Genomic DNA, 23,170 nt, shown 5'->3' with positions numbered 1-23,170 from the left:
GATTGCTGACTACGTCCTTAGTGTAGTCTAGTTAAGCAGCACCAGATCGTCGCGGTGAATAGCAACTTCACTGGAGCAATAGCCAAGGATGGTATCAATTTGCTGGCTTTTTATGCCACGGATCTTACTAAGCTCCAGCGCGCTATACTGGCTAATACCCTGCGCCAGCGTCTGACCGGCCATATTAAGTACCAGTACCGCATCGCCTTTATCAAAGTCACCACTGACCGCACTGATGCCGGAAGGCAATAACGAAGCCCCCCGGGCCAGCAGTGCCTGCGCGGCACCGTCGTCAATCACCAGTTGACCGTGCGGCTTCAGGCTATGTCGCAGCCAGTGCTTTTTCGCACTAAGCCGCTCTTGTTGTCGTTGAAACAAGGTACCACAATGCCGGTTGGCCAGTAATTCATCAAAGGTTGCCGCTTTCTGGCCATTGATAATCAGGGTATCAATACCGGCACGGGTTGCTTTATCGGCGGCCTGAATTTTCGTCTGCATGCCGCCGGTACCAATAGCATGGTGGCTGCCACCGGCCATCGCATAAATCTGTGGTGTAATTTGCGTAACCTGTGGCACCAGCTCAGCGTCAGGTTCAGTACGTGGGTTGGCGGTATAGAGGCCGTCGATATCCGAGCAGATTAATAAGGCATCAGCATCAGCCAGAATCGCCACCATCGCCGCCAGATTATCGTTATCGCCGACCTTTAACTCGACCGTGGCAACGGTATCATTCTCGTTAACAATGGGTAGCACCTGATTCGCCAGCAAAGTGCGCAGGGTATTATCGATATTCAGATAACGGCGGCGATCTTTTAAATCGTCATGGGTCAGCAGGATCTGTGCACAGTCAAAATCAAATAATTGTGCCCAGCTTGCCATCATCCGACTCTGCCCCACTGCCGCCATTGCCTGTTTCACGTTAATTGGCAACGGCAACTGCTTATAGCTAATGGCATTGCGACCTGCGGCGACACTGCCTGACGACACCAGCACCACCTCAGTACCGGCCGCCCGGCACTCGGCAATAAAGCGGGCGATAGATAACAAATACCGGGTAGAGCAGCCGGCTGCATTAGGCGCAATCAGCGCACTGCCTACTTTTAAAACGATCCGTTTCCAGCCACATACCGCCATCTTCGCTACCTGCTTACCAACATCTGCTTTGGGTTATTCTGCTGGTCCAAAGCTTAATCTTTGGCAGTCTATATGTCTAACGCTATTTCTTTCAGCGAATCCGCAAATTCAGCAATCATTCATACCCTTAACCTAAACTGCTATATACTTAGCGCCAATTGCGTAATGGAGAAACAAGATGAAAGCAAAAGTTGCACTAGTAGCCGTGATGTCTGGCAGCCTGGTATTGGCCGGCTGTGCCACTACCGATAACCAAAATACCACCCGCGGTGCGGCCATCGGTGCGGTAGCCGGTGCTATAGCAGGTAAAGCAACTGGCAACCATAAAAACAAAAGGGTGGTTATTGGTGCCGCGGTCGGCGCTTTGGCCGGTGCGGCCGTAGGCAGCTATATGGATAACCAGGAAAAGGCGCTGCGCGAAGAGCTAAAAGGTTCAGGTGTGGGCGTACAACGCGACGGTGACCGTTTAGTGCTGGATATTCCGGCGCAACTGACTTTTGATATTAACCGCTCTGATATTCGTCCCAGCCTGTATCCGGCGTTAAACGATATCGCCAAGGTCTTACGTGAGTATCCGAAAACCATGGTGGTAGTCGCCGGTCATACTGATGATACCGGTCCGTATCAGTTTAATATGAACCTGTCACGCGCCCGGGCGGAGTCCGTGCAAAGCTATCTGGTAGCGCAGGGTGTGCAACCGATCCGCATTGAAACCATCGGTTATGGCCCGGACCGGCCGGCGTTTCAGAATAACTCAGAAGCCAACCGCGCGCGCAACCGCCGGGTAGAAGTGCATATCGAACCGATCGTCGAGTAATTTCTTGTGCTAAAGACACAACGCCCGGCTAAGCCGGGCGTTGTGTTTTACAGCTGTCTATTTTACAGCTGACTATTCAGCAAAGGCTTTTTTTACAAAATTTGGCAGGGCGCCGGCCGCCTGATGCACCTCGACATTGTAGTACTCGGTACTAAAGGGCGCAGCCGCCGCATCGGCTTCGCGGAAACCGTTAAATTCACCGTTTTTCTTCGCCAGCGTACAGGTCCACCAACCCGATGGATATACCATTTGCGGGAAGTTTAGTGTTTGCAGGCTGGCAAAGCCGGCATCGCTCATTGCCTGACGCATCGCTTTTAACAGCGGCATATGGATCAGCGGTGACTCACTTTGTTGTACCAGAATACCGTCGGTAGCTAATGCCGCCACACAGCTGGTATAAAAGGCGCGGTTAAACAGGCCTTCGCCCGGGCCAATAGGATCAGTCGAATCGACAATAATCACATCGATAGAACCCGGCGCAGCTTCGCGCATAAATTTAATACCGTCTTCAAACTTAAGTGTCGCGCGCGGGTCATTGTTTGACGCGCACAGCTCCGGGAAGTACTTTTCTGCCATCCGGGTCACCTGCTCATCGATATCGATTTGCGTCACGCGCTCTACGCCAGGATGCTTTAACACCTCACGCAGGGTACCGCAGTCACCGCCGCCGATAATCACCACATTCTTCGGATTCGGATGGGTAAACAGCACCGGATGACTGAGCATTTCGTGATACAGGAAGTTATCCCGGCTGCTAAGCATGATCACATCATCAATCACCATCAGATTGCCAAAATGGGTGGTTTCATACATGGCAATTTTCTGAAAGGGTGACTGCACTTCATCCAGTTTCCTGGTAATGGCTAAGCCAAACACACTACCGCTGTCGGCAAACACCTCGGTTAGCCACTTTTTGTCATCAAATACTGACATTATTACCCCCTGCAACGTATAAGGCGCGTATTTTGCCTTCGATAGCGCTGACATACAAATTTTTCGGCTTTTTTGCTGCACCTTGCGGCTAATGGCTTTAAACTATAGCAGTTAATTTTTTTGAGGAAAGACAATGGCAGACTGGGGTTTTGAGAAGGCACGTTCCATCTATAACGTAGCCGTGTGGAGTGAAGGCTATTTTGATGTGAACAAGGCTGGTGATCTGATTGCCTACCCGGATCAGGATCACAGTAAGCCAGGTATTAGCTTTCCGGAGTTGACGCAACGCTTTAAGGAAGAAGGCCTGACGCTGCCGGTATTGGTACGCTTTACCGATATTCTGCAGCATCGGGTAGATACCTTAATTAAGTCTTTCCAACGCGCCAAAGCCGAAAAAGAATATCAGGGCCAATACACTGCGGTATATCCAATCAAGGTAAACCAGCAATTCTCAGTAGTTAAACGCCTGATTAGCCATGATAGCGGCAAAGTTGGCCTGGAAGCCGGTAGTAAGCCGGAGCTGATGGCAATCCTTGGCGTAACCGAGCAGCCACTGCAAATCGTCTGTAACGGCTATAAAGATAGCGAATTCCTGCGCCTGGCGACTATTGGTCAGATGATGGGCCATACGGTCTATGTGGTTGTTGAAAAGCTGTCAGAGCTGAAAACCTTGCTACGCGAAATCGATAATCTGGGTGCGGCGCCACGGATCGGGATCCGTATTCGCTTAAACTCGGTCGGCAAAGGCAAATGGCAAAATACCGGTGGTGAAAAAGGTAAATTTGGCCTCACCGCCACCCAGGTACTGCAAGCTATCGATATTCTGCGTGATGCCGGCAAGTTAGACCTGCTGCAGCTGGTGCACTTCCATATCGGCTCGCAAATTGCCAATATCCGCGATATCCACAATGCGATCCGCGAATGTGCCCGTCATTACGCTGAACTGCGTACCCTCGGCGTGCCTATTACCACGGTAGACGTCGGCGGCGGTTTAGGAGTCGATTACGAAGGCTCGAAATCACGCTCAGCCTGCTCGATGAACTACACCATGTATGAATATGCCCGTAACGTGGTTAATGGTTTAAAAGAAGTTTGTGACGAGTACGACTTACCACATCCGAATATTATTACCGAGTCTGGCCGGGCGATGACCGCACACCATGCGGTACTGGTAACCGATGCCATCGATATCGAGCGGGCGCCTGGTTTAGTGAATCTGCCGGAGCCGAGCGAAGATGCGCCGACGGTCATTTTAGGGATGTGGGATGCCTACAAGAATGTAACGCCACGTAGTGCCGTCGAGTCCTATCATGATGCTGTACACTACTTTACCGATGCCCATGCCCAGTATGTGCATGGCCTGCTGACGTTACAAGATTGGTCGCTGTTAGAGCAGCTGTACTTTGCCACCATTAATAAGGTACGGGCGAATCTGGATCTGAATGCCCGCTCGCACCGCGCGATTCACGATGAGTTAAACGAAAAACTGGCCGATAAGCTGTTCGTTAACTTCTCGCTGTTCCAGTCCATGCCGGATGCCTGGGGTATTGATCAGCTGTTCCCGGTAATGCCGCTGGAGCGGATGACGGAGCCACTGAATCACCGCGCCATTATTCAGGACATTACCTGTGACTCAGACGGCATGCTGAAAAGCTATGCGGATGGCAATGGTATCGAATCCAGCCTGCCACTGCCGGAATACAAAGACGATCAGCAATATCTGCTTGGCATGTTTATGGTTGGCGCCTATCAGGAAATTCTGGGTGATCTGCACAACCTGTTTGGTGATACCGATTCAGTGCATGTCGAACTGACCGAAGATGGCAGTTATAAGCTGACCAATATTATCAAGGGTGATACGGTAGCCGATGTGTTGCGCTATGTACAGTTTGATGCCAAAAAGCTGATTGCCTCTTACACCAAACAACTGGCTAAACTGGATTTGCAGGACGAACGTAAAGATGAGCTGCTGGATGAACTGAAAGCCGGCGTTTATGGTTACACCTACTTCGAAGATTAAGCTAGAATAGGCACTGATCGGAGGTGTAACCACTTACACCTCCCCATTTAGCCGGTGGTATTGCCACCTGAAAATGAGATAAGTGCCTTATGTTAAATTGGTTACCGCACCCGATAAAGGGGTCGCTTTCCTTTCTGCTGTATGTCGTCAATACCTTATTTTGGTTTGTACCCATTATGTTATTGGCGATTCTAAAACTCCTTCCGATCCAACGCTGGCAAGCCTGGATGACCTATCTGCTGGATGCGATGGCAGTAGCCTGGATCAGTGTTAATAACCTGACGACCCGTATTTTTACCTCGATCAAGTGGCGGGTTGAAGGACTGGAAAAACTGTCGCGTAAAGACTGGTATTTGATTATCGCCAACCATCAATCCTGGGCCGACATTTTAATTCTGCAGAATATTTTTAACCGCAAGATCCCCTTTATTAAATTCTTCCTGAAAAAAGAACTGCTGTATGTGCCCTTTATGGGCCTGGCCTGGTGGGCACTGGACTTCCCCTTTATGAAGCGCTACAGCAAACAATTACTGCAAAAACGTCCGGAACTACAGGGCAAAGATATCGAAACCACGCGCAAAGCCTGTGCTAAATTCCGCTTTAAGCCAGTGTCGATTATGAACTTTGTTGAAGGCACCCGCTTTACCCGTGATAAGCACGACCGCCAGCAGTCGCCGTTCCGGCATTTGTTAAAACCCAAGGCTGGCGGTACCGCCTTTGTGCTGGGCGCAATGGGTGAGCAGCTACACAAACTGCTGGATGTGACCATTCACTATCCAGGCGGCATTCCAACATTTTGGGATTATATTTCCGGCAAGGTTCATGCTATAACAGTCAATATTAAGGTACTACCTATTGCGAAAGAGTTAATAGGTGACTACCACGATCAGGCGTATCGTGAGCGCTTTCAGCAGTGGCTTAACCAGTTATGGTTAGAGAAAGACCAGCAACTGGCCAGGCTAGAGACAAGCGCAGGCAAATAACGGAGTGTGTCAGCGATGCTAAGCTTTTTACCCGGATTTTTACTGTTACCGATCAGCTTTAGTTTATTTGCGTTAAATCTGGCATTCTGGGGCATAGTGGTTACCCCGCTTGGCATCCTGAAACTGCTGTTACCTTTTAAAGCTGCGCACCGGCTGATTGCCGCTCTGGGCCGGCGCTGCTACCGCGGCTGGACGGCGGTGAACACCTTTTTAATTAACCTGTTTAATAATGTCGACTGGCAAATCAGTGGTCAGCAGCAGTTGGATAAAGACAGCTGGTATTTGCTGATCGCCAACCATAAGAGCTGGGTTGACATTCCGGTGGTCAGTACCTTTGCTTATCACCTGATCCCGGAGCCAAAATTCTTTTTAAAAGATGAGTTAAAGTGGGTGCCCTTCCTTGGCACCGGCTGCTGGGCGCTGGATATGCCCTATATGAAACGCTATAGCGCCGCGACTTTGGCCAAACATCCTGAACTTAAAGGCAAGGACATCGAAACTACCCGTAACAGCTGTGCTAAGTTTGTGCATACACCGACGACTATTATCAACTTTGTGGAAGGCAGCCGTTGTACACCAGAAAAACAGCGCGCGAAAAACAGCCCCTTTACCCATTTACTGCCACCCAAAGCCGGTGGTATCGCCTTTACACTGGCCAGTATGGGCGAGCAGTTTAATGCTATCCTGGACGTCACGCTGATTTACCCGGATAACAGCCAGCATATTGCCATGGATATGTTGATGGGACGGTTAAAACGGGTGGTGATCCAGGCCGAGATCCTGCCGGTTGATGCCGCAGTCATTGGTGATTATTTTAATGATCCGGTATTTCGCGATAACTTCCAGCAGTGGCTGAATCAGCGCTGGCAGCGTAAAGATCAGCAAATTGAGTGCTATCTGAAGCAGAGCCAACGCAGCTTACAGGCTACACCGGTCAGCCAAAGCTGACGTATCACGCCAGGCCCGGATTAAAAAGTTTCGCGGCGTGATCTGATAAGCACAAAACACCGACAGCTGTACCTGATAACCCTGTTGTTGCAGGTACAACGCCCGATCCAGTACCAGATATAGCTCTAGCGGCCGGCGAAACAGATGCCGCACCGCATCAATACGTTGCAGTTGTAGATAAGCTTCGTCAGCCCTCGCCAGCAAAGCGTTATTATCGATAACCGCCGGTAATAACAGTTGTTGCAGCTGCGCTGCATAGGCCAGAAAAGCGCTAAAGTCACCGCTAAACCAGTGCTTAGGTAAAGATGGCAGCGGCTGATAGCGGGCATCAGCCGTCAGTTCAGTGCGCAATAACTGATACGCCAGACGCCAGCTGACTTCGGTTTGCCGCAGCCGCGCGACCCGTTCACCGCCGGTAACCTGCGCCTGTACCGCCAGTTTCAGATCCTGTCGGCTCAGCTGCAGATTATGCTGCTGCGCCAGCGTCGATAACGGTTGATAATGTTCAGCGGCAATCAGATGGTAACAACAAGGCGCCAGCTGTAAGGCGTGCGTGCCGACGGCAACGGCATGTTTTATTAACTGCAGATGTAAATCACCACAGGCATGTAAAGCGACCAGTTGTTGCTGCGGCGACAGCACTGCCCGTCCCGCCGGCGTCAACACATCGGCACAGACAAAGCGCTGCGGCAACTGAAATTGTGCTGCCAGTGCCTCGCCCTGCCGGCACAGTTCGGCCTGCCATTCAATACTGGTCACCTGCCGGCCCTGCGCCGCCAGTAGCCGCCCCAGATGGCCTTTGCCGGCACACCATTCCAACAGCGGCAGCTCGGATGGGGCGAGCTGCTGACAAAAATGCTGAATTTGCGAGAGTTTACGCCCGCCAATACCATTGGTGAGCCAAAATGGCCACTCGGGTAAGGCCTCTGCCGGCTCAACCTGCTTGGTCGCCGGTAGCGCAAAGAGTTCGGGGAAAAAGGTGCCAAACCGCTGTTGTTGCTGCTCTGGGTTATCTTCCAGTGTCGCCAGCTCGGTAAGCGATAAGCTCTGCAGCAGGCTGTTCAATGCAGCGTCAAAGGGTAAGGCAGAGCGCGCCATCGGCTGTAACTGCCAATAGCGCTGATAGCGGTTAAGCACAGCAGCAACCTGGCTAAACAGCGTGTCTAGCTCAGCGCCACTGCAGGCAAAGACACTCAAAAATCGGCCTTAGTACAGCAGCGCATAGAGTTTACGCCGGTACTGGCTGGCCAGCGGATCGCCCTTAGGCAAGGCCGCCAGGATATCTAAAAACAGCTTTTTGCTTTGTCCAAAGTTCAGGTCCTGCTGCAGAATCTGCAGCAGCAACGCCAATGCCTCTTCTGAGCGCAATACGGCCTGGTACTGCACAGCTAATTGCTCTTTTAAACTGTTATCTGCCGGTGCTGCTGCCAGCCGGGCTTCCAGCGCCTGGATCTCCGGGGTATTGCTGGCCTGCTGCGCCAACTCCAGCTTGGCCAGTACGGTTTTATATAAGGCGTCCTGATCGGCCAGCCGCACTTCAGCCAGCAGCTTTTCAGCCTGGGTTAACTGGCCAAGGCCAATAGCGGTATCGGCTAACCAGAGTTTAACTTCCACCCGCTCTGGCGCCAGCGTCAGCGCTTCGGCCAGCAGCGGATAAGCTTCAGCGAGTTGCTGCTGTGCCAAATATTGCTGGGCCGTGGCAATCAGCTCATCTTCCGGTTTTGGCAAATAGGCCGCCAGCCGGGTCAGAATTTGCTGCTCGGTCTCAGCACCGGCAAAACCATCGACCGGCCGGCCATCTTTAATCAGCATGACGGTAGGCAGTGATTGCACACCAAACTGCATCGCCAAGTCCTGCTCCTGATCGCAATTTACTTTGGCCAGACACAATTGCTGTGGGTACTGGCGGACAATTTTTTCCAATACCGGACTTAACTGCTGACAAAGCGCACTGCGCGCCGACCAGAACTGGAAGATCACCAGTTGCTGTAACGAACGGTCTAGCACTTCGCGGGCATTGATCAGGCTGACGTCAACAATAGGGTTTTGCATACTTCACTTCCTTAGCTTTAACTCCCTGTACTATGGTGGCGACGTGCCGCTTTTCAAAGCAGTAAAGAAGTCTAAAAGCATGAAAAAGGCATCGACTTTCCGCGGCCATTACCGTAAATTAATCAGGCGCACTATAAAAGCCTCAGAGCTAACCACTAAAGCGCCGGTAAGGTTCGCCAATACCGTTCAGCCAACCACGTAGCACAAGGTAGCATTTAGGCTGCCAACAGCGTCCTGTACCCAAAAAACAGGCGCTTTGACCTCTGTAAAATGATGAGACCTGACTATGACAAGCCAATCCAAACATGCCGAGATGTTATCGGGCGCAGCAATGGTGATCCGTGCGCTGGCCGATGAAGGGGTAGAATACGTCTATGGCTATCCCGGTGGCGCTGTATTGCATATCTACGATGCGTTATTTCAGCAAAATAAAGTAAAACACGTGCTGGTGCGCCACGAACAGGCCGCGACCCATATGGCCGATGCCTATGCCCGCGCCACCGGTAAAGCCGGCGTGGTACTGGTTACCTCCGGCCCGGGTGCCACTAATGCAGTAACCGGTATCGCCACCGCCTATATGGACTCAATCCCGATGGTGGTGCTGACCGGCCAGGTGATGAGCCATCTGATTGGTGAAGATGCGTTTCAGGAAACCGATATGCTGGGTATTTCCCGCCCTATTGTGAAACACAATATGTCGGTGCGCCGCCCCGAGGATATTCCGTACCTGATTAAGAAGGCGTTTTATATTGCACAAAGTGGCCGGCCTGGCCCGGTGGTGCTGGATATCCCGAAAGATATGACCATTCCGAGTAATAAGTTTCCGTATCATTATCCGGACGAAATTAAGCTGCGCTCTTATCAGCCAAAACTAAAAGGCCATAGCGGCCAGATTAAAAAAGCGGTTAGCGCGCTGTTGGCAGCGAAAAAGCCGGTGCTGTACTCTGGCGGCGGTGTGATTATGGGTGGCGCTGCCGCCGAGCTGACTGAACTGGCGCAATACCTGAACCTGCCGGTGACCAATACCCTAATGGGGCTGGGTGCCTATCCGGGTGAGGACAAGCAGTTTATCGGTATGCTGGGGATGCATGGCAGCTACGAGGCGAATCAGGCCATGCATCATGCTGATCTGATCCTGGCGGTCGGCGCCCGCTTTGACGATCGGGTCACTAACAACACCAAAAAATTCTGTCCGAATGCCACCATTATCCATATCGATATTGACCCGGCCAGTATCTCAAAAACCATCAATGCCCATATCCCTATTGTTGGCTTGGTACAGCCAGTGCTGGAAGAAATGCTGGCGACTGTGAAGCAGAAAAAGAAAAAGCTGGATAGCAGTGCGCTCGAGCAATGGTGGCAGCAGATTAATGACTGGCGCGCTGTACATGGTGGCCGCTATGACACTACCTCTGCGCTGTTAAAGCCCCAGCATGTGATAGAGCAGGTCAGCAAGATCACCAAAGGCGAAGCCTTTGTCTGCAGTGATGTCGGCCAGCATCAGATGTTTGCCGCCCAGTACTACAAATTTAATAAACCAAACCGCTGGATCAACTCCGGCGGCCTTGGCACCATGGGTTTTGGTTTACCGGCAGCGATGGGCGTCAAGCTGAATTTCCCGCAGGCGGATGTGGTCTGTGTCACCGGCGAGGGCTCAATTCAGATGAATATTCAGGAGCTGTCGACCTGCAAGCAATATGGTTTGGGGGTGAAGATTATCAACCTGAATAACGGCTATCTGGGCATGGTTAAGCAGTGGCAGGATATGAACTATGAGTCGCGCTACGCCAGCTCCTATATGGACTCGTTACCTGACTTTATCAAACTGGCTGAGGCCTATGGCCACGTCGGCATCCGGGTCACCAAACCGGAAGAGTTGCAACCGGCACTGCAGCGCGCCTTTGTCGAGCTCAAAGATCAGCTGGTGTTTCTGGATATCCATATCGATCCGAAAGAGCACGTTTATCCGATGCAAATTCCGGGCGGTGCGGTCAATGAGATGTTTTTAAGTAAGACAGAGAGGACTTAAGCATGCGGCATATTATTTCTGTATTACTGGAAAACGAATCCGGCGCCCTGGCACGTTTGGTCGGCCTGTTTGCCCAGCGTGGCTATAATATCGACTCACTGACCGTGGCGCCGACAGAAGATCCGACGCTGTCGCGTTTAACGCTGGTGACCCATGGCAATGATCAGGTGATCGAGCAAATTACCAAGCAACTGCATAAACTGATTGAAGTGGTAAAACTGACGGATTTGAGCGAGGCTGCCCATATCGAGCGCGAGCTGATGCTGGTCAAGGTGAAAGCCGTCGGCGAGCAACGGGATGAAGTAAAACGCAGTGCCGATATCTTCCGCGGCCAGATCGTCGATGTCTCTGCCACTACTTACACCGTGCAACTGGTGGGCACCAGCGACAAACTGGATGCCTTTATTCAGGCGTTAAGCGGTACCCAGATCCTGGAAGTGGTGCGCAGCGGCGTCTCTGGCATCTCCCGCGGCGAAAAGACGCTGGCATTATAAAACAGAGAGGAGCAGTTACAGAATATAACTGCTTTACCCGCTCGGTACTGTTATGACAAGAAGCTACAGGGCCAACTGGTTTTACTGGTAGTAAGTTATCGGCATCAACTGCAGTATCGCTGGCATGTGCGGCAGAATTTGCTGCACTGCCAGCTGCAGCTGGCGCTGTTGCTCGGCACTGCACGCCTGCTTGCGGCAATACAACCAAACCTGTTGCCGGACCTGTAGCTGAGGCTCTGCCATCATCTGCGATGCAACGCCATGACGTTGCAGTAAAAACGTCAAGGCATCAGCCGGCGCTAAAATGGCATCCAACCGCCCCAAAGCCAACATCTCTACCCCTTGTTCATAGTCTGATAACTCGACATAACGATAGGCGGGTAACAAACGATAGACATCTTGATCAAGGCCTCGCAACACACCCAAACGGATATCCTGTGGTGCCAGACGGGACGCGGAATGGTGCAGCCGTAACACCAAATCAACATCGTACAAAGCCAGCAGCGGATCAGCGTGCGCCAACACCGCCTGATTTTGCAGTACTATCATTAAATCGGTCTGCTGTTGCTGTAAGATCCGCAAAGCACGGGCGTAAGGCGCCAGGCTGACGCTGATCTCCAGCCCACTGTAATGCGCCAGTTTGGCGGCGATTTTATTATTTATACAACGCGGCGTCGTTGCCAGATCCTGACAGTTATATGGCGGCAATTCACCCAGCACCAGCTGCAAAGAGGATTGAGCTGGTTCTGTTGCTGCCCAACTTGCAGCAGCTATCAACAAAGCCAGCACCACACCCAATATCCAGCGTACTGCTTGTACTAACATCGCCGCTTCCCCTCTCTGTCTTTACGTCAGTATAACCAACACAACCAGAACTGCGGCAACCTGAGTAAAAATATCCGGCGTTAAACCTTAGCTTGATCTGGCTTATTCTGGATCGCCTTGGTTTGAAAGCGTCCATAGACCAACTGAAATAGCGGCGCGGCCATCAGCGTAGTGACAATCGCCATTACCACCAGCATCGAGAACAGCCCTTGCTCTATCACGCCATAGCTCAGTGCAATATTGATAATAATCAGCTCCATCAGGCCCCGGGCATTCATCAGTGCGCCGATCGCCAGTGCCGTTGGATTATCGGCGCCTTTTAGCCGGGCTGCCGCCCAGCAGGCAACAAATTTGGCCAGAATGGAACACGCCAATACAACCAATGTCACCAACCACAGGCCACCAGCGCCCAGCACATCCAGCCGGGTATTTAGCCCGGAATAGGTAAAAAACATCGGTAACAGCAGCAGTAACACCGGCTTCTCCAGCCGTCGTTGCAGCACGCTCACCAGGGTACCGCGTGGCATCGCCACACCCAGCAAAAAGCCACCAAAGACCGCATGTAAGCCAACAAAATCCATACTCCAGGCCGACAATGCGAACAACAGCAGGATCAGCACAAATTGCCAGGCCGCCAATTGCTCCGTTAGCGCCACCCGATCCGCCAGCGGTTGCAACCAGAGCCGCATTTTGGTCAGCATTAACCAAGCATAGAGGCTACCACCCAGCAGCGCTTTAATCAGCAGCTCACTACCGCCACCGAAACTGGCCAATACCAGCGCCAGGACCAGCCAGGCTGCCGCATCGTCGATAGCGCCGGCCGCCAGCGCCAGAGTACCCAGTTTAGTGCCGGCGAGGCCCCGCTCATAAATAATCCGTGCCAGCATCGGAAAGGCCGTAATGGCAATAGCAGCACCAAGAAAAAGAGCCGCATTGGCATAGCTGATGCCGGGCGCAAACAAACCAGGCATAGGTAATAACCAGAGCGCTAACAAAGCCGCGACGGCAAAGGGCACTAACATGCCCGCCAGCGACACGGTTAACGCACTCTGTGCCTGCTGCCGGAACAGTCGGGTATTAAACTCCAGACCGACCAAAAACATATAGAGCCCAACGCCAAGTTGGGCGCCGAAATACAGCCAGCTGCGAGTTTCCGGAATAAAGATCGCCTGTTGTAACTCCGGCAACCACCAACCCAATAAGGACGGGCCCAGAGTCACGCCGGCAATCATCTCGCCAACAACTTTCGGCTGGCCTACATATCTGGCCAGCCGACCGAACAGCTGCGCCGCCAACAGAATCAACATCAGCTGTATTAAAAACAAGCCAACTAATTGCCACCAGGCCATAGTTACTCCATTAGGAATTAAGCACACCTGAATACCAGGCCAGATAAAGTACGGCAAAGCCAAACAAATAGGCTAATCCCAACCAGCTAAGCACCTGTAGCCAGGGTGCCAGTGGCCGTGCTGTGTTACCGCGCAGTAAACTAAAGTTCAGCCAGGCAAAGATTGGCGTTGTTAAAAACGCCAACGTCATGGCAAAGGTCAACATCGGCGATAACGCCGAGCGGAAAAACAGGATCAGGGCCATTCCTGCCAGGGCCTGCAGCAGCAAACAGACCGACAGCACCCGCCGGTTATCAGCTCGATACCAGCCCAGCAGTCGTCCTGACTCATGCAAGGTGCGGGCATACCCATCTAATACGGTCAGGGTGGTGCCGAACATACAGAGAAAAGCGATCAGTGAAACCAGCGGCTTGGCCCAGGCGCCGATGGTTTGACCATACATTTCAACCAATTGCTGGGCAAAGGCCGCGCCGGCCAGCGCTATCGGCTGGTCACTGCCATATTGCACCAGGGCACCCAAAGCCACAAATACCAGCGCCAGAGCGGCTGTTAACCAATAACCCAGATTAAAATCAAACAGGCCCTGCGCCCGGGTCAGGGGCTGTTGTCGTAGTTTGGCTTTCAGCCACAGCGAACTGATCGCCGAAATCTCAATCGGCGCCGGCATCCAGCCCATCAGCGCCACTAAAAACCCCAGCATTGCCAGTTGCCAGGGTGAGGGCCCCTGAAAATCGGCTGGCGCCGCCGCGCCTTTGCTAACGGCAATAGCGGCGGCCAGCAGCGTGGTCAGCGTTAACAGCAGCATAATCAGCTTGGCCACCTGATCCAGTGCCCGGTAATGTCCGAGCAGCAGAATCGCCAGGCAACTGGCCAGAATCAGCCAACACAATAGTGTTAACGATAAGTGCCAGGGTAAGGCATATTGCAGTAGGGCTGCCGTCAGGATCAGTACCCCGGCAGTGTTTACCACCGCGGCCAGCATATTAAGCAACACAAAGCTGTAAAAGTAACCACGGCCTTTGCGCAAATAGCCTTCGACCAAACTTTCGTTTTGCTCCAGCGTATACTGTACCCCAAAGCGGAAAAACGGATACTTCAGCAGGTTTACCAGCAGGATCAGCCACAGCAGTTGCCAGCCAAAGAGCGCGCCCGCCTGGGTTGATGCCACCAAATGCGAGCCACCAATAGCGGCGGTAGCCATAAGAATACCAGGCCCCAGGCTTTGCAGCCGGTAACGCCAGTGTGAAACAACTTGCTGCATAATACGGATTTTTGATTGTTATTTAGTGAGGGCTAGCTTAGCCTAAGCAACACACCAAAGCAGTAGCCCGGCTTGGGCTTTTATCACTATTTTTTGTTTTCAGCTAAGGCTAACCTAATGCAAGACGACGACTTTATTGACCAGAGTACCCTGTTTGAAGTGCTGGAAAACCAGCTCGCCGACAATTACCCCAAAGAAGTGACGGCAACCCTAATGCGGCTGCGGATGACCGGCCATAGCCGTGAAGAAGCGCTGGAACTGATGGCCTGCGCTCTGGCACCGGAAATGTATGCGGTAATTGAACGTCAGGAAAGCTTTAATCTGGAACGTTATGTGGCGCATTTAGCCTTGTTGCCCGCCACACCCTGGCTGGAGGAAGAATAATGCAGCAGCTGAATATTCAGCATGACAGTGCCGGCCAGCGCTTTATTCTGAGCGAGGGTAACGCCAGCGCCTTACTCGACTATCAGCTAAACGGCCAACACATCGATTTTTGCCATACCTATGTGCCACCGGAGTTTCGCGGCAAAGGCCTGGCCGAAAAGCTGGTGCGCCATGCCCTAAGCTGGGCAAAAGACAACGGGCTGCAAATTCATGCCAGTTGCTCTTACGTACAACGTTTTTTATAAGTTGCATAAAAAACGCCGGACTGAAGCCGGCGTTTTTACGCACTTTGATAAGCAATTACAGCTTTAGCTCAATAATTGGCAATTGCAACTTTTCCAACTCCGGCTTCAGTTTATCCGCTTCACCCACTACCACGATCACCATCTCAGACGGCGACAAATATTGGCTGGCTAACGCATTTAGCTGCTCAAGTGACGCCTGCTGCAGAATTTGATTGCGCTCGCGGGTAAACTCCGGACCGACATTAAACTCCAGCATCTGCGCCATAAAACCCAGCTTGGCATTTGGCGTTTCATAGCGTAGCGCTTCTGACTGATTGACCGCACTGCGCATAAAGTTCAACTCTGCTGCCGTCATACCATTTTGCTGGTAGTTGTTCAGCTCCTTTAAGAACTCTTCGATTGACTCACGTGTCACATCAGCACGAACTGCGGCACTGGCAGTAAACAAACCCACTTGTTGATCACCACCAAAACCGCTGCGCGCACCATAGGTATAGCCTTTGTCTTCGCGTAAGTTCAGATTGATGCGGCTATTAAAGTTACCACCCAGCGTAAAGTTCATCAGGCCGGCGCGATAGAAGTCACCGGTCAGATCGCGTGGCATAGCGCGGCGCACAATGCGGATTTCTGACTGTGGCGACTGATCTTTATGTACCAGATAGATCGCACCCTGTTGGATTGCCGGTGCCGGTAGAGCTAACGCCAGTTCCGGTGCTTTCCCCTGCCACTGCGGGGCCATATCAGCTAACAGCGATTGTAACTGCGGCTGCGGCAAATCAGATACCGTAACTAACTGCGCACCCTGCGGTTTAACATGTGTCTGATAAAACGCGCTTACCTGCTCCAGTGTCATCGCTTGCAAACTTTCAGCAGACCCCATACTGGATTGTCCGGCAATGCTGTCGCCAAACATCAACTTGCTGACTGCACGTTCAGCCAGATAGCTGGCATTCTTCTGAGCCTGAGCTAAAGATTGTAACCGCTGTTGTTTGATGCGATTAAAATCTTCGGCATTGAAAGCCGGGCGCAGCAGTTTTTCCTGCACCAGTTGCAAGGTTTGTGGCAAGTTGCGGCTTAAGCTGCTGATAAACACATTCAGCTCATTATCCGAGGCACTGAAAGACACTGAACTGCCGAGCAATTCCAACGCCATACTCATTTGTTCCGTGCTGTAATTCTCGGTGCTTTCGTTTAACAGTGCCGCCATCATTGATGCCAACCCGGCTTGCTCCACTGTGTTGTGGAAGCTACCCGCCGGGATCCGTAACAGAATCGACGTCGTTGGCGTTTCATCACTCACCGAACCCAGCACCTGAATGCCATTGTCCAACACCGTAGTCCAGGTGTCAGGTAATAAAATGGCGGGGTTAGCGCCGGCCTGTGGCACCACTTTGCGATCAAAAGTGTGGGCGGCATAACGCATTGGTAGCGGTTCAGCGGTAGTCGCATTAGCCGGATCAAACTTCTGGGCAGTAAAATTATCGGCGGCGGCAATCAGCTCAGTTTTACCACGCGGTACCACACTACTGATTACCGCTGGGCTGTTTTGCACATACTGCCGATAAACCCGCATCACATCTTCTGCTGTAACTGCTTCGTAACTGGCCAGTAACGAAGCTATCCGATCGGGTTCACCAAAGAAAATTTCGTTATAGGCCAATTGACTGACTTTACCGGCAACGCTCTGTAAGCCAAAGATACTGCGTGCTTCAACCCGTGTTTTAGCCCGAGCCAAATCCTCGGGCTTAACACCACGCTCAGCCACTTGCTGTAAGTTTTGCCTTAATAATTGTTCAATATCAGCCAGATTTTTACCTGAAGCCGGATGAGGCAAGGCGCTCAAACTAAAGGTACAGGCTAATTCCATACAACGGTGACCGGCTGACGCATTAACCGCAATTTGCGGACGCACCAGGCTCTGATACAACAATGAGTTATTACCGTTGCCCAAAATATCCGCCAGAATATTCAGTGGTGCCTCGTCCGGGTGACCGGCATAGACCGTTGGAAAAGTCATACTAATCAGCGGTAGGTGGACATTATCTTCCATCGATACATAGCGATCCGCATCCAGTTTCGCCGGCGCTTTAGCCATTTTTTCTACCGCCGGGCCGGCCGGAATAGTGCCAAAATATTTCTGCACCATCGGCAGGATTTCTTCGGCCTTAACCGCGCCGCCGATAGTCAGCGTCGCATTATTCGGGCCATACCAACGCAGGAAGAACTGTTTTAAATCTGGCATAGTGGCGCGGTTTAAATCATCCATATGACCAATCACCGGCCAGGAATACGGATGCCCATAGGGGTAGAGCGCACCTTGCAATTGTTCAAAGTAACGGCCATAAGGCTGATTATCAACGCGCTGCCCGCGCTCATTTTTCACCGTCGAGAGCTGGATATCAAACTTTTCCTGGGTGACGGAATCGAGGAAGTAACCCATCCGATCCGATTCTAACCACAACATTTTTTCCAGCTGATTGACCGGCACGGTCTGGAAATAGTTAGTGCGATCACTGTTAGTAGTACCATTCAGGGTACCACCCGCTTCGGTAACATACTTAAAGTGCATCTCAGCGCCCACGTTGTCCGAGCCCTGAAACATCATATGTTCAAAGAAATGCGCAAAACCAGATTTGCCCAACTCTTCGCGTGCTGAGCCAACATGATAGGTAACATCGACATGCACCAGTGGATCAGAATCATCTTCATGGATAATGACCGTTAAGCCATTTTCCAGCTGATATTTTTTATACGGCAGACTAATGCGGTCATCCTGTTGCGGATTTACCGCAACTAACTTTACCCCTGCAGGTAAGGTTGTTGCTTGTTGGCTGCTGCAACCAGCTACGCCGAGCGCCACTAGCAGGGCGAGCGAGAGGGCGGAATATTTCAAAATAAGCTCCTGATTAGATGTGGATGTTCATGGATTAAAGCAGCTGGAGTTATTAATGAAAACCTTACAGATGTAACAAAATATAACGGTGATAGCGCATGCGACCAAAGCCGCATAGCGCTAAGCCCTTGTCTGGACTAGTCTTAATTACCTAGTTTTGCGGAGGTGTCTGATGTTTAATGCTTTAGTGATCGATAAAACGCCTGATTATCGCGCCAGTTTACAGCAACTCGATGCCAGCCGGTTGCCGGCAGCTGAGGTTGTGGTGGACGTTGCGTATTCCACGTTAAATTATAAAGATGCGCTGGCGATTACCGGCAAAGCGCCAGTGGTGCGGGACTTTCCGATGGTGCCAGGCATCGATCTGGCCGGTACGGTGTTGAGTAGCCAGAATCCGGCGTTTAAAACCGGTGATCAGGTGCTGTTAAACGGCTGGGGCGTGGGCGAGAAGCACTGGGGTGGCCTGGCGCAACGTGCTGCTGTGCCTGCCGCCTGGTTACAGCCAATACCAGCACCGCTGACTGCCAGGCAAGCGATGATTATCGGAACTGCCGGCTATACTGCCATGCTGTGCGTACAGGCTTTGTTAAAACATCAGTTAACCCCTTCAGCCGGCCCGGTACTGGTCACCGGCGCGACCGGCGGCGTCGGTAGCTTTGCAGTATTGCTGTTAGCGCGACTGGGCTTTCAGGTTACGGCGGCGACGGGCAAAGCCAGTGCCGCAGACTATCTGCGCCAACTTGGTGCTGCTGAGATCATCAGTCGTGATAGCCTGTCCGCTCCGGGCAAACCTCTGGCTAAAGAACAATGGGCTGGTGTCGTAGACTCAGTCGGCAGCCACACGCTGGCAAATGCCTGTGCTCAGAGCCGTTATGGTGGTGTGGTGGCAGCCTGTGGTCTGGCACAGGGGATGGATTTCCCGGCCTCGGTAGCACCCTTTATTCTGCGTGGTATTACACTTTGTGGTATCGACAGCGTGATGCAACCGATGGCGCCACGACTGGCGGCCTGGGCACAACTGGCCGGGTTATTAACTACAGACGACTTTACCTTACTCAGTCAGGAAATCAGTCTGGCAGACGCCATACCTCAAGCCCAGGCGTTGCTGGCCGGAGACATTCAGGGCCGCTTGCTGGTTAATGTGAACAGCTAAAGCCCTAACGACAAGCCTCCAGTTGCTGCAGCTGTTGCAGCAACTGCTGCGCCTGCTCACGTAGCGCCAGCAGCTGGCTTTCCGGTAGTGCCACCTGGCAACGTAAAGCCGGCATCACAGTTGCGACCTCAGTTTCTAAAGCCCGACCTGCCGCGGTTAACAGCACCTTTTTCACCCGCTCGTCACTGGCATCACTCACCCGCTGCAGCCAACCTTTTTGTTCCAGCTTCTTTACCAAAGGCGTTAGGGTACCCGAGTCAAACAGTGTCGCCGCACCAAGCTGCCCCAGACTGATATTATCCTGCTGCCACAATGCCAACAGCACCACATATTGCGGATAGGTCAGATCAAAAGGCTGCAATAACGGCCGGTACAGCCGCATCATGGCATTGTTTGCACTATAAAGTGCAAAACACAATTGTTGCGGTAAGGGTAGTGTTTTGGCCATCTTTAACATCGTCTCCACTTTGCCTGGCAAACTACATTCGCATTATAGCGGAAGCAGGCAACTTCCGAGCAATAATATTTTACGCAATAATCTTGCATACAAGATTAACTGCAGTTAAGATGTCCAGGTAGTCAATAGCAACCAAACTGAGGCAATCAACATGGAAATTCTGTATAAAGCAAGCGTAACAGCAACCGGTGGTCGTGATGGTGAAGCCAAGTCAGACGATGGATTACTGCAAACTAAACTGGCTGCACCTAAGGCTTTAGGCGGTAAAGGCGATGCAACTAACCCTGAGCAACTGTTTGCCGCAGGTTATGCCGCCTGTTTTATTGGCGCCTTGAAATTTGTTGCCGGACAACAGAAACAAAGCTTGCCAGGCGATACAGCTATTCGCGCTGAAGTTGGCATTGGTAAAATCGGGGGCGGCTTTGGTTTGGACGTGGATTTATATGTGTCACTGCCTGGACTGGCTGAAGATACTGCCGAACAGCTGGTCGCGGCTGCGCATAAGGTATGTCCTTATTCTAATGCCACCCGTGGTAATGTTGAAGTAAGGTTACATACAGCGGTGTAACAAGGTTACCCAGCGTCTGCCGGCAAAGCCGCGACGCTGGGTGGGTGGTCGGGAGACTTATTGCGCCATCAGTTGGTGTAATGTCATTAACGACATTGCCATACTGGCACGGCTAACCCGGTCGTTCGCGGCAAAGTGCGCGCTAATTACCGGTTCGGCGTCGAATGGTCCCTGCGTCAGGCTAAAGCGGACGGTCATTAAGCCTAAATCCAGCGCCTTTTGTACATAGCCTTTTAACTCTGGTTTGATCAGGTTACTGTCTGCAACATCTATCCATTGATTAAACGCAAACACCCTTACATTGGCTGCCGGATTAAAATTGGCGGCGTCGCCTTGTTTAGCCAGAGTCTGGACTAAGGAGTATGCTAATTCTGCCCGCGTCACTTTAGCGTTCACACCAAACTGGGTAGCAGAAACTGGCTTGACGACAGGCTGCTGGCTAAACTCCAGATCTTTTAACGCAGCACCTTTTCGGGCTACGGCGTTTGCTGCTGCAGCGTTATTTGATTGCGTATCCGAGAACACCAGCTTATCGCCACTGTTACTCTGCCGTACAGCACCAGCTAGCACCATAGCATCGGCTAATTGCGCTTTGGTAACGATGGCATCCGGGTCAAAGCCGAAACTAAAACCATCCATCAGCTGTTCTGCTACCGCATATTCAATAAAGCCCTGCGCCGGATGACCAATTACATCACCCAAGCCTGTAAAGCCTTCGGTGCGGACCAGTTTGAGTTGCGCATTAACGGTTCCTGGTACGCCGTAGCCATTGGTCGCACCTAATGGATCCAAGGCTACACCACTGACACCCCCAACACCACGCGCATAGAGCTTCCAAGTTCCCGCCATACCCGGTGCGGATAAACCGATATTCTCACCCAATACAGGTAATGCAATACCTGAACCATAGCGATTACCGGCAGGGTCCTCTAATACCAGTGCTACAGAGTTAGAACTTACTCGTGCCTTCACACTGATTAGCGAAATATCCGGGCCCACTTCAAAGGTTTGTACTTCTGGTTGACCCACAGGCGAAAACCGTACCGGTATGGTCCTGGATTCAGCAATAGAGGTTAATGCTTTAGCATTAAACTGTCTGTTTTGCTTCACTGTGGTGCCAAAGCGCTTATCCATCGCCACGGCGGCCTGCACCGCAGCATGCGCGTTGACATAGCCTGCACCAACTTCCCACGACTCCCGACCAGACATATTGGTCGCGGTATCGCGTAAAATTTGTTTTACCTCACGCCAGTTCAGATTGGGGTTGGCTTCTAACATCAACGCCACAACGCCAGAAACATGAGGCGCAGACATCGAAGTACCACTGCTTAGGGTATAATAGGGTAGATGTTGCGCTTCAATTTGCTCACTGTCATCTGCCAAGCTCAACGCACTAAGGCTGGATAACGAGGCTCTAACCGAGATCACATCAACACCCGGCGCGGTAATGGTTGGCTCATCGATCCATTCGAAACGTTCACCATTGATCACCACTTCGCCACCTTTCCCTTTGGTACCCCGTGAACTAAAGTTCGCCAGGGCGCCTGTTTTATCACCGGCGGCGACAGTAATTACCCAAGGTGCCTTTTTAAAGTTACCGGTGATGGTTGACTCACCCGAACCGGAGTTACCGGCTGAAAACACTACGATAACACCGTTATCAGTTAACGCTTTGGTAGCAACGTTAGTGGGATGATCTGGGTTGAAGTCTGTACCTACATCACCGGTACTGCCAAAAGAGTTGGAGATAACCCGGATGTTATACGTAAATTGGTTGGTTAAGGCATAATCAAAGCCACCCAGAGTATCCAGAATAAATAAACCCGCGCCCGAACCGTAGCCAATAATTTTTGCGCCCGGCGCGACGCCAGCATACTTACCAGAAGATTGGGCGCCGTTGGCACCAATGATACCCGCCACGTGCGAGCCATGCCCCCCGGCAATATCGGTATTTTCAACATTTTCACGGTAGGTGATAGGCAACACACCCGAGAAACTGTTGAGATTGGTTTGTGCCAGTACGTTCTGCACAACATGATTTGGGAAACGAATATCGGCATGGGAACCATCAACGCCAGAGTCATTCACCACTACACCAATACCGCGACCAGAAAAGGGAACACCACTGCTGCGCAGGCTTTGGTCGGCGCGCAGCTGTTGCACGCCGGTAATGGCCGTAGAAGCATTATTTTCCAGTGTTAAGGGAGCGTTGTGCCAGACAGACAGTACATCTGAACGGGCATAAATTTGCTGAATCTGATCGGCTGTGGCCAGGGCACCAACAATAGGCAGGTTGCGCAGGCTTACTCCGCTGACACCCAGGTTATTTAACATCTCCAACTGTGATGATGTTGGGGCGCCTTGCTGGTCGAAAGTAATGATGACCTGATGCAGCGTATCCGCTGAAGTTTGCTGCAGCAGATTGGATAATTGTGGATCTAGGGTTTTCGCACTCAGGCTGCCTGCTGACAGGCTCAGCGCCAAAGAGAGTGAGAGTAGAGTAAAAGTTGTTTTGATTGTTTTCATGTGTTCCTCGGACTGCTATTAACAAGCTTGGTCAGAGTTACACAGCTATACAGGCAAACCCATAGGGGCTAACCCCTAGCCGCTGCGGCTTTTCTACCT

The 23,170-nt window shown here is 51.8% G+C and carries 20 protein-coding genes; 10 read left to right on the top strand and 10 right to left on the bottom strand.

Annotation, left to right across the window (positions count from 1 at the left end; genetic code table 11):
- Positions 1-27 precede the first annotated feature (27 nt).
- A complete protein-coding gene (gene proB / locus A9165_RS13060) occupies positions 28-1,134 on the bottom strand; it encodes a glutamate 5-kinase (protein WP_008606435.1) in 1,107 nt (368 codons plus the stop codon).
- Positions 1,135-1,312: 178 nt separating this feature from the next.
- Between proB and A9165_RS13055 the strand changes: the two genes are divergently transcribed.
- Positions 1,313-1,951 (top strand): OmpA family protein, encoded by a 639-nt coding sequence (locus A9165_RS13055; protein ID WP_008606434.1) that lies wholly within the window; start codon positions 1,313-1,315, stop codon positions 1,949-1,951.
- 72 nt (positions 1,952-2,023) lie between these two features.
- On the opposite strand, the gene speE is transcribed toward A9165_RS13055, so the two are convergent.
- Positions 2,024-2,884 (bottom strand): polyamine aminopropyltransferase, encoded by an 861-nt coding sequence (gene speE / locus A9165_RS13050; protein WP_065956212.1) that lies wholly within the window; start codon positions 2,882-2,884, stop codon positions 2,024-2,026.
- A gap of 133 nt (positions 2,885-3,017) precedes the next feature.
- Between speE and speA the strand changes: the two genes are divergently transcribed.
- The 3 genes from speA (at position 3,018) to A9165_RS13035 (ending at position 6,835) form a co-directional block, all read left to right on the top strand.
- Positions 3,018-4,904, top strand: a complete 1,887-nt coding sequence (speA, locus tag A9165_RS13045) for a biosynthetic arginine decarboxylase (RefSeq protein ID WP_065956211.1) — start codon at positions 3,018-3,020, stop codon at positions 4,902-4,904.
- Positions 4,905-4,993: 89 nt separating this feature from the next.
- Positions 4,994-5,887 (top strand): acyltransferase, encoded by an 894-nt coding sequence (locus tag A9165_RS13040; RefSeq protein WP_065956210.1) that lies wholly within the window; start codon positions 4,994-4,996, stop codon positions 5,885-5,887.
- Between the two features lie 15 nt (positions 5,888-5,902).
- Complete coding sequence (locus A9165_RS13035) at positions 5,903-6,835, top strand: acyltransferase (RefSeq protein WP_065956209.1); 933 nt, start codon at positions 5,903-5,905, stop codon at positions 6,833-6,835.
- Here the strand turns inward: A9165_RS13035 and A9165_RS13030 are convergent.
- Positions 6,806-8,032, bottom strand: coding sequence for an SAM-dependent methyltransferase (locus A9165_RS13030; RefSeq protein ID WP_065956208.1), 1,227 nt, complete (start codon positions 8,030-8,032; stop codon positions 6,806-6,808). The genes A9165_RS13035 and A9165_RS13030 overlap by 30 nt on opposite strands.
- A 9-nt stretch (positions 8,033-8,041) precedes the next feature.
- A complete protein-coding gene (locus A9165_RS13025) occupies positions 8,042-8,887 on the bottom strand; it encodes a tetratricopeptide repeat protein (protein WP_065956207.1) in 846 nt (281 codons plus the stop codon).
- A 286-nt stretch (positions 8,888-9,173) separates the two neighbouring features.
- Here A9165_RS13025 and A9165_RS13020 point away from each other — a divergent pair, with 286 nt between their 5' ends.
- Both A9165_RS13020 and ilvN read left to right on the top strand, forming a co-directional pair.
- On the top strand, positions 9,174-10,916 hold the full coding sequence (locus tag A9165_RS13020; protein WP_008950521.1) for an acetolactate synthase 3 large subunit: 1,743 nt from the start codon (positions 9,174-9,176) through the stop codon (positions 10,914-10,916).
- Positions 10,917-10,918: 2 nt separating this feature from the next.
- Positions 10,919-11,410: an acetolactate synthase small subunit gene (gene ilvN / locus A9165_RS13015; RefSeq protein WP_008606421.1), complete on the top strand. Its 492-nt coding sequence runs from the start codon at positions 10,919-10,921 to the stop codon at positions 11,408-11,410.
- An 81-nt stretch (positions 11,411-11,491) separates the two neighbouring features.
- On the opposite strand, the gene A9165_RS13010 is transcribed toward ilvN, so the two are convergent.
- The 3 genes from A9165_RS13010 to A9165_RS13000 form a co-directional block, all read right to left on the bottom strand.
- Positions 11,492-12,235, bottom strand: a complete 744-nt coding sequence (locus A9165_RS13010; RefSeq protein ID WP_065956206.1) for a hypothetical protein — start codon at positions 12,233-12,235, stop codon at positions 11,492-11,494.
- Positions 12,236-12,315: 80 nt separating this feature from the next.
- On the bottom strand, positions 12,316-13,584 hold the full coding sequence (locus A9165_RS13005) for a cation:proton antiporter (protein ID WP_065956205.1): 1,269 nt from the start codon (positions 13,582-13,584) through the stop codon (positions 12,316-12,318).
- A 10-nt stretch (positions 13,585-13,594) separates the two neighbouring features.
- Positions 13,595-14,845: an NRAMP family divalent metal transporter gene (locus tag A9165_RS13000; protein ID WP_065956204.1), complete on the bottom strand. Its 1,251-nt coding sequence runs from the start codon at positions 14,843-14,845 to the stop codon at positions 13,595-13,597.
- A gap of 117 nt (positions 14,846-14,962) precedes the next feature.
- Here A9165_RS13000 and A9165_RS12995 point away from each other — a divergent pair, with 117 nt between their 5' ends.
- Positions 14,963-15,229, top strand: a complete 267-nt coding sequence (locus A9165_RS12995; protein ID WP_065956219.1) for a hypothetical protein — start codon at positions 14,963-14,965, stop codon at positions 15,227-15,229.
- Positions 15,229-15,474, top strand: a complete 246-nt coding sequence (locus A9165_RS12990; protein ID WP_065956203.1) for a GNAT family N-acetyltransferase — start codon at positions 15,229-15,231, stop codon at positions 15,472-15,474. The genes A9165_RS12995 and A9165_RS12990 overlap by 1 nt, the downstream gene beginning before the upstream one ends.
- Before the next feature lie 55 nt (positions 15,475-15,529).
- Here A9165_RS12990 and A9165_RS12985 read toward each other — a convergent pair whose 3' ends face one another.
- Complete coding sequence (locus A9165_RS12985) at positions 15,530-18,367, bottom strand: pitrilysin family protein (RefSeq protein WP_057786444.1); 2,838 nt, start codon at positions 18,365-18,367, stop codon at positions 15,530-15,532.
- Between the two features lie 172 nt (positions 18,368-18,539).
- On the opposite strand from A9165_RS12985, the gene A9165_RS12980 reads away from it, so the two are divergent.
- On the top strand, positions 18,540-19,520 hold the full coding sequence (locus A9165_RS12980) for an MDR family oxidoreductase (protein WP_065956202.1): 981 nt from the start codon (positions 18,540-18,542) through the stop codon (positions 19,518-19,520).
- A 4-nt stretch (positions 19,521-19,524) separates the two neighbouring features.
- On the opposite strand, the gene A9165_RS12975 is transcribed toward A9165_RS12980, so the two are convergent.
- Positions 19,525-19,977, bottom strand: coding sequence for a MarR family winged helix-turn-helix transcriptional regulator (locus tag A9165_RS12975; protein ID WP_255365721.1), 453 nt, complete (start codon positions 19,975-19,977; stop codon positions 19,525-19,527).
- 151 nt (positions 19,978-20,128) lie between these two features.
- Between A9165_RS12975 and A9165_RS12970 the strand changes: the two genes are divergently transcribed.
- Entirely contained in the window at positions 20,129-20,545 is a 417-nt protein-coding gene (locus A9165_RS12970; protein ID WP_065956201.1) for an organic hydroperoxide resistance protein, read from the top strand.
- Between the two features lie 57 nt (positions 20,546-20,602).
- Here A9165_RS12970 and A9165_RS12965 read toward each other — a convergent pair whose 3' ends face one another.
- The gene (locus tag A9165_RS12965) at positions 20,603-23,071 is read right to left on the bottom strand and encodes a S8 family serine peptidase (RefSeq protein ID WP_065956200.1); all 2,469 of its coding nucleotides are present in this window, start codon (positions 23,069-23,071) and stop codon (positions 20,603-20,605) included.
- Positions 23,072-23,170: the final 99 nt, after the last annotated feature.

Origin of the sequence: Alishewanella sp. HH-ZS (assembly GCF_001704375.1) — a bacterium.
In the GTDB taxonomy this organism is placed as follows: Bacteria; Pseudomonadota; Gammaproteobacteria; order Enterobacterales; family Alteromonadaceae; genus Alishewanella; species Alishewanella aestuarii.
The sequence above is the reverse complement of the archived record's forward strand: the minus strand, read 5'-3'. Positions and strand labels throughout refer to the sequence as shown.